This is a genomic window from Pseudoalteromonas sp. J2K-J599 (genome assembly GCF_059295115.2).
This window is the reverse complement of sequence record NZ_CM200271.1, coordinates 1,168,056-1,181,858: the sequence shown is the minus strand read 5'-3', so window position 1 is coordinate 1,181,858 and position 13,803 is coordinate 1,168,056. Positions and strand designations below refer to the sequence as shown.

Sequence of the window (13,803 nt, the reverse complement as noted above, 5' to 3'; positions counted from 1 at the left end):
AATATTGTTTATTATTGCTATTATCAGCCAAATGACTGACTCGCATTTATTATTACAATCTATTTTTATTGCAAGCTCTATTCCAATTACAAACTATAAACCAGTTAGAGCGTAATATCCATCGCAACACCTTGAAAATAAATGCCTTAAAACATCTTTATAAATAACAATTTATTGAGTGTTATCAATCAGTTTTTGTATTTTTAAAATTAAACGGCAAAAATTTGACAAGCTATATAAACAAAAAGCGGCAAACAACTACTGTTTACCGCTTCAAAAGCATGTTTAGCGCAATTAACTATTACATGTAATTGGCAATAAGCTCTTCTGCAATTTGAATGCTATTAGTTGCAGCACCTTTACGAGTGTTGTCACTTACAACCCACATGTTTAATCCATGTGGATGAGAAATATCAGCACGTAATCGACCTATATACACAGTATCGTTACCACTAGCGTCAGACACTGCTGTTGGGTAGTCACCTTCATCATCAATTAGCTCGACACCAGGCGCGTCTTTTAAAAGTTGTTTAACGTGTTCAAAGTCATAAGGCATGCGCGTTTCAATATTAATTGATTCTGAGTGCCCAAAAAATACGGGAACACGTACACACGTTGGGTTCACTGCAATAGTGGTATCACCCAAAATTTTATGAGTTTCGTTTACCATTTTCATTTCTTCGCGCGTATAGCCATTATCTTCAAAGCTATCAATTTGAGGAATAACGTTAAATGCAATTTGCTTTGGGAATACTTTATTATCCATAGGGCGTGCATTCATCAAATTAGCTGTTTGCTTTGCAAGTTCATCAACCGCGTCTTTACCTGCACCCGATACAGCTTGGTAAGTAGATACATTAATACGGTCTATTCCGTAAGCATCATAAATTGGTTTAAGTGCTAACATCATCTGAATAGTTGAACAGTTAGGGTTAGCAATAATATTACGATTTCTAAAATCAGCTAGGCTTGAAGCATTAACTTCTGGCACCACGAGTGGTATTTCAAAATCATTTCTAAAGTGCGATGTATTATCGATTACAATACAGCCGGCTTCAGCAGCAATAGGAGCATATTTTTCAGATACACTGCCACCAGCAGAAAACAAACCTATATGCGCTTGGCTAAAGTCAAAGCCTTCAACGTCAAGTACTTCAATGGTCTCACCACGAAACTTTATATCTTCACCTGCGCTGCGGCTGCTAGCAAGTAAAAAAAGCTGATCAACAGGAAACTTACGATCTGCTAGCGTTTCAATGATTTGACGGCCTACTAAACCAGTAGCGCCAAGTACGGCAACGTTATATTTTTGCGACATATTTCTTCCTCTATAAACGACATTAAAACAACATCGTTAGTTAAATAATTATTCAGCTATACTAAAGCCAAGCTGGCTAAGTGCTGCTAGTTGTGGGCTATCACCTTGTAGAAATAAAGTGCTAAATTCTCGCCTTATAGGATAGTTTTTACGTAAACTATCAAAGCCGTCGCTCTCTAGACGACGAAGTAATATTCCGTCATCGCGGCGAACGTCATAAATTAAATGCACTAAACGGGCAATATCTTGCTCATTAAGGCTTTGCGTAACAGTTGCATTTGTAACGGCTGGTGTTGGTAAAAAATCATCCAACGATTTAATCGCCTCAACACCTTTGAGCTGACACAGTTTTTGATACAACATTTGTGTACCACGAGCTTTCCCCTCAAGTGTATGCCCTGCAATGTGCACACTAGCGTAACGAATATGCTCTAGTAATTCAGTTAAAATATTGGGTTCTTTCTCCCATACATCAAGTACTAAATCTAAATCAGCCCCAGCTTCCATTACCTCAAGTAATGCTTGGTTATCAATTACATCGCCACGGCTTGCATTAATTAGCGTGGTTCCTGGCTTAAGTGCCTTTAAACGCTCTTTACCCATCATGTGCAGTGTTTTATGCTCGCCACTTTTAACAAGGGGAACGTGAAAAGTAACAACATCTGACTGCGCTAATAACTCATCAAGCGCTACATGCTCTTGTAATAAGCCTTGTTCGTGCTTAATCGGATCGCACAGCAGTACAACTACGTTTAATGCTTTTAATTTTTGCGCCAAACATGTACCAATGTTGCCCATCCCTACAATACCAATTGTTTGACCACACAATGGACGCGCATTTTCTTGGCTTAATGCAAATAAGCTACTAATTACATATTCAGCTACAGCAACAGCATTACAACCAGGTGCACTTGTAAAAGCAATATTTCTATCATGCAGTAATTGCGTATCAATATGGTCAATGCCGATTGTGGCAGTACCTACAAAGCTCAACTTGTTAGCTTGTACCAAAAGTTCATGATTAACATTTGTCACCGAACGAGTAAGAAGAACATCTACATCTATTAATTGTTCAGGCGTTAATTTACGACCATCAAAACGCTCAACCTCACCAAAGTCTGCAAAGTACTGCTCAACTAAAGGCATATTTTGATCGGCAAGAATTTTCATTACAGAGTCCGTTTGGCAATTAAGAGGCGCCATTGTAGCGAACAACCTAGCCTTTACACAAACTAAAAAGGCGCATTTTAGTTAATACAAACACTCAAAAATGGGGATGTGGATTGTTTTAAATCAGCAATTTAAATTAGGAATTTAAACGATGCGAATAATAACTTTACTATTGAATACACAAAGGCCGAATCACAGCATGATTCGGCCTTTATTATGCAAAATAAACTTCAATTACATTATATTTTATTTACTTGATTTTAGTTTATAGCTCAAAATCTTTTTTGAATTTCAAACCAAATTCACTTCGATCATTACTGCGCATTACGCCAACAAAACCTGATTGTTGAAGACGACCAACGTCGTAAACTTCGTTTAGAACGTTTTCACCATACAGTGTAACTTCCATATCGCCATATGGATTAGTGTAGGAAATATTAAAACCAACTAGTTCACGAGAGTCAATTGTCTCACTTTGGTTATAAACTGATTGCCCTTGCATTTCGCTTCGGTACGAATAGTTAGCATTAAATGCAAGTGTTGCGCCGCTCTCTAAATCCATAAAGTAAGAAGGTGCAACCATGACAGTCCAGCGTGGTGTTAGTGCTGGTGAATCGCCTTTACCTATACCTTGTACACCCTCAGCCACTTCTGTTATTTCAGAATCTAAATAACCAACTGCACTGCGAATAGTAAAGTCATCAGTAATAGCGACGGTTGTTTCAAGCTCAATACCTTGTGCTTTAGACTGACCCGCATTTTCTACAATTGTTACGAAACCGCCACCAGCTGTTGGGTCTGAAAACGGTAATGCTAAATCAGTGTAATCAGTCACAAATACCGCAAGCATCATAGATACATTTTCGTGTACTTGGCCTTTTAGACCCATTTCGTAGTTAATCGCTTTCGTTTCGTCAAATGATACAAACTGGTCTGGTCCACCAAATGGGCGCGGTGGAAAACCACCTGTTTGGTAGCCTTTTTGAATCTGGCCATACACATTCATATTATTGCTAAGCTGATAAGATGCATTTACATCCCACGTAACTGCATCAAAATCTGCACTTACATACTTACGAGTAGGAAATGATGGGAATATAGCATTTGCATCTTTTTCATCTTTTGAATAACGAAGACCACCACCTACCGTTAAATCGTCAGTTAAATCGTAGCTTGCATTAAAGTAGGCTGCGTAAGAATTAGTTTCTTGGTTAATTTCAAAATCGCCGTAACCACCAAATGATTCTGTTACTCCGTCATTCAATAAGCCATTGGGTGTATTAAATGGGCTGAATACAAATGGGCCTGAACGTGTAAAGCCATCTTCATTAAAAAAGTAAAGGCCTGACACAAAGTCCATATTATCAAATGTTGCATTTAGTTGAATTTCAAACGAGTACTGATCAGCTCCGCCCTCTTCTGGAAACTCAGATAAGTTTAAAGGTGATGCATCGTCATCTAGGCCACCTTCATACTCAGATGTACGGTAGCTTGAGATAAATTTAGTAGTATAAGTATCGTTAATTGCCCAATCAGCCGAGAAAGATGTGCCCCAACCTGAGTAAGAAGTTGATTCAATACCTGCAACGGTTGTACCTAAATCATCAGGGTCTGATGGAATTAAATCTTGAGTCAATAATGGGAAGTCGCCATTAAACACATCGTTTGCATCTAGCGGGTCAGTTAATTCAATTGTGTAAGGCGATTGACCTGACTCGTTATCAACTCCATCTAAAGCAAAAGTGAATGCTAAATCGCTGTTCGCTTGCCATTTAAGGGCTACACGACCACTGAATTCCTCTTCCTCACCAATTTCTTTCTCTGGATTTGCTAAATTAACAGCTTCACCAACACCATCACGTGTTTTGTAAGATGCACTCGCAGACATGCTTAGTTCATCGTTTAGTGAGTTATTAAAATAAACATCACCAGCAATACGTCCACGACTTCCCAGCTTAGCTGAAGTAGTTACAATACCTTCATCACCAGGTTGCTTTGTAATTACATTTACAGCGCCACCTAATGTATTACGACCATATAAAGTACCTTGTGGACCACGAAGCACTTCAACACGCTCAACATTAGGTAATGATAAATTAGAACCCATTTGACGACCTAAATAAACGCCATCTAAGTATACGCCTACACCTGGATCAGTAGTTATTATGTGATCTTGCAGACCAATACCACGAATGAACACAGACGCATGTGCTGCATTACCAACACCGTAACGGGTGATGTTTAAGTTTGGAACATATTTACCAATATCTTCAAGATTACTCATATTGGCTTTATCAATTAGGTTCGCCCCAATTGATGTGATAGCGGTTGGAGATTCAAATAAGCTCTCTGTACGTTTACGAGCTGTGACTTCGATTTTTTCAAACGCGTCTTGTTTTGCGGTTGTTTTAGCTTCTTCAGCATTTACTGAAGTAGATAGTGCAGCGACAATTGCTAGGCTTAACTGTGAGAGTGTGCGTAGTTTCAAAATATTCTCCAAAGGATACCGTGTGATTTTTGTTATGCTTTTATATTGATAATATAAATTTTAGGCATAAAAAAAGACGCTAAATAGCATCTTTCCTCTGGACAGGTATTATATGACATTATTGTGAATAAATGTATAAATTATTTAAATAAATTCATAGAAAATGACAGTAATTTAAGCATTGTTAGCTTTAGATGAATTATCATAAATAAACCCCTCTAATATTTACCTCACTAATGAACTGTTTTAAAACAAAAAATCTCATAAATACTACTTTAAAGAGCGCATAAAACATACTCATACATGTACTTTAGTGTATAAAAAAAGAGCTAAAACACATTCAGGTATCATTGAAATTAACTAAAAATAAGAATATAGTGCTAAAATGTAGTCTATGGATAGAATATTATGAATATTGAAAATACAGTCAATAAAAGCCCCACATGCTTCACCAGCCCAAATTACACATCACTTTTTTGTGTTGCAGCTGACTTCAACGTCCTACTTGTTAATTATCAAGCTTTAAATGTTATTATCAACCATGAACTTATAAATCAGTTTATGCTAAAAAACGGTCATCAAGGTCTCGTTATTTTTGACGTGCCCAAAGACGGTGATGTTTTGGCATTAAAAGAGTGGCCTAATTTAAAAGGTTTGTTTTATGAAGGCACTGACGAAGTACTACTGCAGCAAGGATTAGAAGCAATAGAACAAGGAAAACTTTGGTTTCCACGTGCGGTAACTGATGGTTGGATGAGACAAATGCTAGCGAGTGAACAACAAACTGCGCTGCAATCAAATAACTTAACCTGCAAAGAAATGAAAGTATTAAACTTGTTATTTTCTGGCTTACATTCAAGCGCAATTGCAGACACTTTATTTATCAGTGAAGCTACAGTTCGTGTACATTTACACAAAGTGTATCAAAAAATAGCTGTAAAAAACAAGCAACAGGCATTACTTTGGTGCAAGAAAAACTTAAGTAAAATCAATAGTTAAGCGGGCTTATTTGAAACCTGATTGTATCTGAATACTCACCGGCAGCTTGCCTTTCGAAATCATTTAATTGAATTTTTAAAGGTAATAGATAAACGGTTTGTCCTGAGTATGTAAATTTATGTTGTGATAAGTTATCTAGTTGAAGCCAACTTCCAGCCAGATCTAGACTGTAATTAATTGCATATTTGTCTCTATAGAGACTATGTATTAATTTCCCATTATTATCTGAACTTACAGACAATTGAACATCTGAATTAGTAACGACTTGTAAACTAGGTAACATAGTGTATTCCTTACTCGGAATTAGTTCTCCCAAATTGATAGTATTTGAAAATGTATTATACCCAAGTACAGAAAGACTTGTCCTAGGGGCAATATTTTCTTGAATACTATATTCTCGCTCATCTAATAACTTACTCCCCTGATCATATAATTTCATTTGGAGCCTATCTGAGTATATACCTGCTTTAATTGGTGTTCCTGACGGTAGGACTAATGTCAATATCGTCGAAGAATCAGTAAAGTTTAACTTTAAAGTTGATGTGCTGACTAACTTACTTTGTATACTCTGCATCTCGTAGGGAATACTTTGAAATTGCCCTTTTAGCTGAGCTTGATTCTCACTTGTTAGCACGAGTTCTAATTGACAGCTTTCATCATTAGTGACGCTTATCCGTAGCTCTTTCTTAGAGTCTACTTGCTGTAAGGCATGGTAGCTTTCAAAATCATCATAAATATGTTCAATCTTATCGAACCTAGCGGCGCATTGCGCATGAATTAAGGGCGTAAAAATAAAGAGTGCTAAACCACCCAATAATAAACTTACTTTTTTATTGTACATAAATAGCTCCTTTGCGCTGTAATTGCTCACCTTCAGATACTTGAATCGTAAAATGTGACTTTTCTGCATTCTTAAGTGTAATTTTATAATTACAGGCGGTTAAACCTGTTAATGCAAATCGTCCTTTTTTATTTGTAAAAAATGTATGCTCTTTTTGGCTGTTTTTATCGATACAAATTGCTGTACCAACTTGTAATGATAAGGGTTTTTTCTGTTGATCATACAAAGTCGCAATCACTGATATGTTTGCAGCAGTCCCTATTGTGATTGCATGACCTGTTCGATAAGGTGAGTAAAGGGTAATTATGCCAGAACCAATATCATACCCCGGCTCTAAGTTATCAATATCGACTGTAACGTTGGTTGAGGCATATGAACTAATATCGTTTAATAAAATAGTTTCGAAGTCTTCATTATCAGCCCTATAGTTATCCTCATATTGTCCCAAGGTGATCTTTTTTCCTCTAAGGCTAGAGTGGGGTTCTATCAAAGCAAAGCTATCGTATATGGGTTTCCCAACAGCCCAACTCTTATCTGCAAATGCTATGCTTGATGCCAAGCTTAATCGGCTCTGATGGTAAGCTGAGGCCTCATTAAACTGCTCGTAAAAACTCCCATGATCAAAGTTCATAACAAAACGATTCGCGTTATATTGAGTATTTAAATCAAAAACAGCTTCATTTTGATCATTTTTTTCAAGCCCAGCTCTTATATTCAAAGCTCCAACATAGCGCTGATTACTATCTTGAGAGAATTCTAAGCGTGTTTTATCCTGCCTAGATTGATGAGATAATTTAGCCCGCCGAGTATTAGAAAACTTATAAGTGACAGACAACCTTACATCCCATTGACTTTCTTCAGCGAGACCCTCCCATTGCCCACCTAAACTATATCTCCATTGGCTATTATCGATCTCACCAGAAAAACTAACTCCAACTGATTTATCAAATTGAGCTTCATCATATGACCTTGATAAACTTGTAAAAAAAGATGTTTGCGTATTCTCTCCCCAAAAAAAACTATAATTAGCCTGAATATAATGCTCTCTTAAGTGAGAACTAGATTGAGAATCAGGTCGATAGCCAAGACCTGTAAAATATCTTGATGAGTATTCATAACCCACCGTAATGTCAGTGTTATTATCACTATGATTTCTATAGTTACTATAAACAATGCGATAAGCATGACCTGTTTTTTCATTGAAACTTATCGCATTTTCAAACGCAATTTGTCCAACTGTAGCTGCATAAATATTTTTAAAACCAATCTGCTGAGAATACTCATCACCTTGTACTGCCGCACCGGCTGTCCAGCTAGGTGTAATGCCATAATCAAGATAAAAGCTAGCTAGTGGCTCGTCGTAATCATAATCTAGCTCACTACCTAAGCGTGAAGGAACGCCTAAATGAAACTCATATTCCAGTTGCCCTTGAGCAAAAAGATCTAAACCGGTCGTTACATCAAAATCAACAAAACGGACTACTCCTGCTATATCAGTAATCCTCAAAGTAATATTATTGCTTCCTTCATTAAGGGGAATATCATCAAGAGAATATATACCTGCGGCTAAATTAAGTTTTTGTACTATCCGCTCGCCAACTAATACCTCAACAGAGGATGGACTCTCCAAGGTAAAACTACGTGAAGCGCTGGGCCTAATAGGCCTGTCAGAAACTAGCGAAAAATCATGTGAAAGCGACAAACCTAGTACCCGTGCCGTTGATTGAAAGTAACTACCTGAACTATAATTATCACCAATGGATATCCGAAGCCCACTAAGCGGTAGGTCATGTATTACACGAGTACCTAAGCGCCTAATATTTGATGAAGTAGGAGCTACTTCAGATAAATACTCCACTTCGTTTTCTAAAACCCACCCTTCCCAACTCACTGCCATTTCAGAGCGAATAGTTAAGAGGTCATCTGTTGTATTCTCGCCTTTATCTTGCTGATACAAATAACTTGAATAAGCATTGAAAAATCCACTCAGTTTAGCAGGTGCAGATGCTGTTAAATTCCTCGAATCTGATTTTAAACTTAGCTGTTGAGGGCGAGTCAATGTAAGAGGTACTGATATTGCTAAGCTAAAATCACTCATATCGAATGAAATATTATATCCAAATAACTCTAATGCTTTTGTATCAATAATGTTTTTATTAACTTTAGACTCTAAAGAATCAAAATCCTCTGAAAATAAAAGTCGTTCAAATGAAGCTTTAATTTCACTCCATTTAAGAGATAAATTATCATTTGGATCAACTGCAAGAGTTATTTTGCCAATAGCATTTTTATTCAGTTCTGCCTCAACGCTGAGTTCGATGGTTCTTTTAGACGGGTTAATTTTTGAATAACATAATTGAGTAAAGCTCAATAAAAATATGCATAATAAAACGCGCATAACTAGCGAGCCAGCACTAAACGTAAATGATTTAAGCTTCCTCTCTGTAACGATTGCGGAATTGGGACTTTTATAACACTGGTGCTATTAGGAGCAAAAAAAACATCGTATCCATTTGCTTTTAATTGATCTTTTAAAATTCGATCGCTTAGAGTTTTATTTTTAGTAATTTTTATTTCATAATCACTTAATCGTCCTGCCCCTTTTCCTTCATTTAATACTTCAGTGACAATAAAGCCATCTTCAACGTGAGGCTCTTTTATAGTCAGTTTAGGAACTAATCTAGGCTGGTCTAAATGAACAATTAAATTTACATTTAACAGCATTGTTAGTTGTGACTGTTTATCTATAGACTGGTTTACAATGGGCTGCTCAATCAAGCTAACTTGATAGCTTTTATCTGTACTAGGAAGTTTTTTATCTAACCATCTAAATTGCAACTGTTGGCTTTGCCCTGGTTGCAAAAATAGTGATGGAGGAAAAACCCACAATGGGGAATCATCTAAAGAAATTAATTTAGGCGTGCCTTGAGAAAAGTCAATTTCGTAAATTTGGATATCAAAAGCAATGTCTCTTGGTAATTGATTATGAACCAAGCTAGAAGCATTATTTGAACGACTATCAGGAGAGAAAGTAACCACCATAGGCGTTACTTCCACAGCAAAAACAGGTGTCATTACACTTACATATATAAAAAAGTAACTGCATATCCGCAGCATTAAAAATTGACCTCTAGATCACTGCTTGCTGCATTAAACCTTGTAGGAATTTTTATTGAAACCTCACGGCTAGATTTAGGTAATAAAATTTTTCCAGTCAATGCTTTACTCAATTCAGCCCCTTCTAATAATAGCTGTTGTTCATCACCTTTAATAAGCCACTGTGCCTGAGATAAACGGATATATTTATTACCAGTATTCTCTAGTAGTACACTCCATGTCTCTGTATCTACTTGACGTTTATTTTTAATTAATAATTTTGCCTCCGCACCTTTGGGAACTACATTAAACAAAGTTCTAAAGCTAACTGACATACCTACGCCTGATTGCCCCGCCTTTTCTAAATCAACAGATGCCTGATCAATGGCTACACGGTACGCTTTTGAGTTTTCTAATATTGGTTCCCCAATATATCGAACAATTACTGATTGACTTTGCCCAGACGGAATAATCGTAGTCATCGGAATAATTAAAAAGTCATCGTCGTTTGCTTTTAATGTTTCATCGCCATTAGGGTCAATTAGTAAATCAAACGCAGATATCTCAATAGTTAAAGGACTGTCTGAAGGGTTTGATATACGAATGGTTTGCTGTGATTGGCTACCTGAAGACTCTAGCTCCGCGACCATTGGTTTAACTTCAAAAGCACCTGTAGAATATGAATTTAACAACACTATAATTAGAAATATATAACGCATATAAAATCCCTCTTAATGAAGTAAAAGGCAGTAGCTACTGCCTTTTACTATGCTGCTTAGTTAGCTGTTATTGCCAACATAAGTGTATCAGCGTAAGTACCTGCATAAACTGGTGCTTGTGTTACAGTTAGTAATATATTTCCAGCTACGCCACCGGCTGCAAGGGTTGGTGAACCAGGACGACTTTGCGATTCTGACTGATCATTTTGGCCATTTTCAGCAGAAAGCGTAAAATCAAATGTATCTGCAGTTAACTTGGCAGTATAGCCGACACCACGATCTTCATGGTCAGCATTTTGTAAGTGCCCTTCAGACGTTGTTAATGACATTGTTGCACCATCAACATCATTACACTGCAAATCAAAGCCTACATTTTTAGTAGCACCTTCTGACAATGTTTGAAAGAATTGTGTAGTGTTAATGTTGCTCACCCCACAAACCGATGACACTGCGCCACCTACATTTAGATTTTCAGCAAATGCTGCGCCAGATGTTAGACTTGCGATTGCTGATAACACGATTAACTTTTTCATTTTAATATTCCTTATCCATGTGACATATTTGTTTTAATTAATAGTTAGTGTTTTACCAAACTCCACCAGATACAACCGATGGTGTCATTTCTATGCGGAGCACATCCTGGTAACTACCTGCATAAATTAAAGGCTTATCTAGTTTTAGTTGTAATTTAGCTACGCTGTTAAATAGAATCTCATCAACATCAAAATTGTAGATAGATTTAAGTTCAAGTGCCGTTGCAGAAACTTCGCTTGAAACGCCCTCTATTGACCAATTCAGGTTATAAGCATTTATTTGAGTACTTTGCTGATGGCGCAGGCCACCATTTTCAGATTGCATTGATACTCGCATAGGTGAATTGCAATTAATCACTAGCTTTGTACTCGCGAGGCCATCTGAAGAAAAGTGAAGGTTATTATTTTGTGTAGTAAAGCCGCACACTGGTGAGATATAACCTACCAAAGTTAAACTTACTTCATCGTTACTGTATGCATTCATTGCAAAGAAACATAATAAAAACCATATTACCTTCTTCATCCGCGCCATCTCCTTTGACCGACCTCGCTAGGACAGGACTGATACTATGATAAATTTGCCGTTTAGAAAGTTGTTATTTGCTTATGACTAGCTTTACTTATTGATAATTTCAACTATGGGAGATATATAAAAATATAAACATTTAAACTAAATAGTTTACTCAAAATCTATAGAGTGGAAGATTAAAGGTTCTATGAAGCAACAAATACAATACTTACGACTTATCAGTTACCTTCAAAAATTATAAGCAAAAATAAAAAAGTTACTACCCACATATTTAGAGACCCAAATCTGGCACTAAACATTTTTAAACATAAAATATTTGCATCTAATTTATAAAAAGAAACAATAATACTAATTAAAATTAAAATTAAAATAAAAATAAAAAACTTAAACTATTCTAATTATTAGATAAATAGAAGTTATGGACCTATAATAATAAAGAAATCAACATCTAAATAACAAATAGGAAATACATATGAAAAAGCTATCTGTAGCAGTAGCTGTATGTGCTGTACTTGCATCTAGCTATGCAAGCGCTGAAGTACGTATTAATGGTTTTGCATCTATAGTGGGTGGTAAAAGCCTAGACAGTGATCAAACCTTATACGGATATGACGATGATATCTCATTTAAAAATGAGAGTAAGTTCGCTTTACAACTATCTGCTGATCTTCAAGAGAAGCTAACGGCTACGGCTCAAATTATTGCGCGTGGAGAGGACGACTTTGACGCCACATTCGAATGGGCATATGTTACTTATGAATACAGCGATGAACTGCAATTTAGCGCTGGTAAAATGCGTGTTCCTTTCTATAAATACTCAGATTTCTTGGATGTTGGCTATGCTTATCGCTGGGTACGTCCACCTCGCTCAGTATACGGTATCCCATTTTCGACTTATGAAGGCTTGAGTGTTGTTTACAACAATCAATTAGGAGATTGGGACTCTACTTTGCAAGGGTTTTATGGCGCTTTTGATGGCGATATAGATGTATTTGGAGATAGCTTACCTGCTGAGTTAAATAATTTAGGCGGTATAAACTGGAGCCTATCATACGACTGGTTCAGTGCACGAGCTGCATATATTGTGGCCGACACAAGCATTTCATCTAATGACAGCGGTTTAATTGGACTTGTTGAAGTACTTAATACTAACGGTTTAACGAGCACAGCAAATGATCTTACTACTGACGAAGATGAAACAACTTTTGTTGGTATTGGCTTCTCTATTGACTATGATAACTTCTTATTTGATGCTGAATATACACAGTTTGAAGTAGAGGGAAGTATTTTGGCTGAACAATCACAATACTATGCCTCTGCCGGTTATCGTATAGACGATGTTATTGTTCACTTCACCTATGAAAAAAATGATGATAAACATGATTCATCACGTTTTAATACTCTTGAATCAATTCCTTTATTAAATACTACAGTGAACTTTGCCCTAGAGAGCATGCGTGCAGAGAGTAACGTATACACCATCGGCGCACGTTATGACTTCCACCCTTCAGCTGCATTTAAAATTGACTTTAGTCGATTTGATGATGACATCACTGACACTGAAACGGATATAGTCGCCGTTGGTGTTGATTTAGTATTTTAATTGGAGCGGAATATGAAAAAATTAATCCTAGCTAGTGCGCTTTCATTATGTTCTTTAGGTGCTGTAGCTGAAGTTGCAGTAATTGTAAATCCTGGTAATGCAAATGCACTTGATGCAGAGACTATTAAGAAAATTTACTTAGGAAAGGCCAAGTCGTTTGATAACGGCAATAAGGTCAACCCAGCAACTCAAAACGGTACCGCTATTGCTGATGAATTCAATTCTAAAGTGGTAGGTAAATCGAGCAGCCAATTAAATGCCTATTGGTCAAAACTTGTTTTTACAGGTAAAGGAACACCGCCTGAAAAGTTTGATTCAGATCAAGCTGTCATTGACTTTGTTGCCGCTAATGGTGATTCAATCGGCTATATAGATAGCAATAAAGCAACTGATAAAGTTAAAGTGATTGCTACCTTTTAATTGCTATTATTAAATAAAAAAAACCACCAAATCGGTGGTTTTTTTATAACTTAACTTTAATAACAATTCGCTCGATTAAGTAAGATA

12 protein-coding genes are annotated in these 13,803 nt (G+C 36.6%); 3 read left to right on the top strand and 9 right to left on the bottom strand.

Annotated features, from left to right (window positions below):
• Window positions 1-301 precede the first annotated feature (301 nt).
• From AC5NT5_RS05375 to AC5NT5_RS05365, 3 genes are all read right to left on the bottom strand, one after another.
• Window positions 302-1,318 (bottom strand): aspartate-semialdehyde dehydrogenase, encoded by a 1,017-nt coding sequence (locus tag AC5NT5_RS05375; protein ID WP_024594855.1) that lies wholly within the window; start codon window positions 1,316-1,318, stop codon window positions 302-304.
• A 48-nt stretch (window positions 1,319-1,366) separates the two neighbouring features.
• Window positions 1,367-2,488: a 4-phosphoerythronate dehydrogenase gene (locus tag AC5NT5_RS05370; protein ID WP_494513484.1), complete on the bottom strand. Its 1,122-nt coding sequence runs from the start codon at window positions 2,486-2,488 to the stop codon at window positions 1,367-1,369.
• Between the two features lie 265 nt (window positions 2,489-2,753).
• On the bottom strand, window positions 2,754-4,976 hold the full coding sequence (locus AC5NT5_RS05365; RefSeq protein ID WP_149602317.1) for a TonB-dependent receptor: 2,223 nt from the start codon (window positions 4,974-4,976) through the stop codon (window positions 2,754-2,756).
• A gap of 408 nt (window positions 4,977-5,384) precedes the next feature.
• Here AC5NT5_RS05365 and AC5NT5_RS05360 point away from each other — a divergent pair, with 408 nt between their 5' ends.
• Window positions 5,385-5,975 carry a LuxR C-terminal-related transcriptional regulator gene (locus tag AC5NT5_RS05360; protein WP_182675039.1) on the top strand — a complete coding sequence of 197 codons (591 nt, stop codon included), beginning with the start codon at window positions 5,385-5,387 and terminating at the stop codon, window positions 5,973-5,975.
• Here AC5NT5_RS05360 and AC5NT5_RS05355 read toward each other — a convergent pair.
• Genes AC5NT5_RS05355 through AC5NT5_RS05330 form a run of 6 tightly spaced genes read right to left on the bottom strand, consistent with a single transcriptional unit; the run spans window position 5,965 to window position 11,687 of the window.
• Window positions 5,965-6,816 carry a hypothetical protein gene (locus tag AC5NT5_RS05355; RefSeq protein ID WP_182712939.1) on the bottom strand — a complete coding sequence of 284 codons (852 nt, stop codon included), beginning with the start codon at window positions 6,814-6,816 and terminating at the stop codon, window positions 5,965-5,967. The genes AC5NT5_RS05360 and AC5NT5_RS05355 overlap by 11 nt on opposite strands.
• Window positions 6,806-9,214, bottom strand: coding sequence for a fimbria/pilus outer membrane usher protein (locus tag AC5NT5_RS05350; RefSeq protein WP_494513483.1), 2,409 nt, complete (start codon window positions 9,212-9,214; stop codon window positions 6,806-6,808). The genes AC5NT5_RS05355 and AC5NT5_RS05350 overlap by 11 nt, the downstream gene beginning before the upstream one ends.
• Window positions 9,215-9,216: 2 nt before the next feature.
• Complete coding sequence (locus tag AC5NT5_RS05345; RefSeq protein ID WP_259396093.1) at window positions 9,217-9,891, bottom strand: fimbrial biogenesis chaperone; 675 nt, start codon at window positions 9,889-9,891, stop codon at window positions 9,217-9,219.
• Window positions 9,892-9,932: 41 nt separating this feature from the next.
• Complete coding sequence (locus AC5NT5_RS05340; protein WP_182712942.1) at window positions 9,933-10,631, bottom strand: fimbrial biogenesis chaperone; 699 nt, start codon at window positions 10,629-10,631, stop codon at window positions 9,933-9,935.
• Window positions 10,632-10,687: 56 nt separating this feature from the next.
• On the bottom strand, window positions 10,688-11,164 hold the full coding sequence (locus AC5NT5_RS05335) for a hypothetical protein (protein ID WP_182712943.1): 477 nt from the start codon (window positions 11,162-11,164) through the stop codon (window positions 10,688-10,690).
• A gap of 52 nt (window positions 11,165-11,216) precedes the next feature.
• On the bottom strand, window positions 11,217-11,687 hold the full coding sequence (locus tag AC5NT5_RS05330; RefSeq protein WP_182673104.1) for a hypothetical protein: 471 nt from the start codon (window positions 11,685-11,687) through the stop codon (window positions 11,217-11,219).
• A 478-nt stretch (window positions 11,688-12,165) separates the two neighbouring features.
• Between AC5NT5_RS05330 and AC5NT5_RS05325 the strand changes: the two genes are divergently transcribed.
• Together AC5NT5_RS05325 and AC5NT5_RS05320 are read left to right on the top strand one after the other, a co-directional pair.
• Window positions 12,166-13,296 (top strand): porin, encoded by a 1,131-nt coding sequence (locus AC5NT5_RS05325; RefSeq protein WP_182737115.1) that lies wholly within the window; start codon window positions 12,166-12,168, stop codon window positions 13,294-13,296.
• A gap of 12 nt (window positions 13,297-13,308) precedes the next feature.
• Entirely contained in the window at window positions 13,309-13,716 is a 408-nt protein-coding gene (locus AC5NT5_RS05320; RefSeq protein WP_494513482.1) for a phosphate ABC transporter substrate-binding protein, read from the top strand.
• Window positions 13,717-13,803 lie beyond the last annotated feature (87 nt).

Excerpts from the sequence above, each read along its gene's own strand:
- AC5NT5_RS05375 (WP_024594855.1), bottom strand. The coding sequence starts at position 1,318 with ATGTCGCAAAAATATAACGTTGCCGTACTTGGCGCTACTGGTTTAGTA.
- AC5NT5_RS05370 (WP_494513484.1), bottom strand. The coding sequence starts at position 2,488 with ATGAAAATTCTTGCCGATCAAAATATGCCTTTAGTTGAGCAGTACTTT.
- AC5NT5_RS05360 (WP_182675039.1), top strand. The coding sequence starts at position 5,385 with ATGAATATTGAAAATACAGTCAATAAAAGCCCCACATGCTTCACCAGC.
- AC5NT5_RS05355 (WP_182712939.1), bottom strand. The coding sequence starts at position 6,816 with ATGTACAATAAAAAAGTAAGTTTATTATTGGGTGGTTTAGCACTCTTT.
- AC5NT5_RS05350 (WP_494513483.1), bottom strand. The coding sequence starts at position 9,214 with ATGCGCGTTTTATTATGCATATTTTTATTGAGCTTTACTCAATTATGT.
- AC5NT5_RS05345 (WP_259396093.1), bottom strand. The coding sequence starts at position 9,891 with ATGACACCTGTTTTTGCTGTGGAAGTAACGCCTATGGTGGTTACTTTC.
- AC5NT5_RS05340 (WP_182712942.1), bottom strand. The coding sequence starts at position 10,631 with ATGCGTTATATATTTCTAATTATAGTGTTGTTAAATTCATATTCTACA.
- AC5NT5_RS05335 (WP_182712943.1), bottom strand. The coding sequence starts at position 11,164 with ATGAAAAAGTTAATCGTGTTATCAGCAATCGCAAGTCTAACATCTGGC.
- AC5NT5_RS05330 (WP_182673104.1), bottom strand. The coding sequence starts at position 11,687 with ATGAAGAAGGTAATATGGTTTTTATTATGTTTCTTTGCAATGAATGCA.
- AC5NT5_RS05325 (WP_182737115.1), top strand. The coding sequence starts at position 12,166 with ATGAAAAAGCTATCTGTAGCAGTAGCTGTATGTGCTGTACTTGCATCT.
- AC5NT5_RS05320 (WP_494513482.1), top strand. The coding sequence starts at position 13,309 with ATGAAAAAATTAATCCTAGCTAGTGCGCTTTCATTATGTTCTTTAGGT.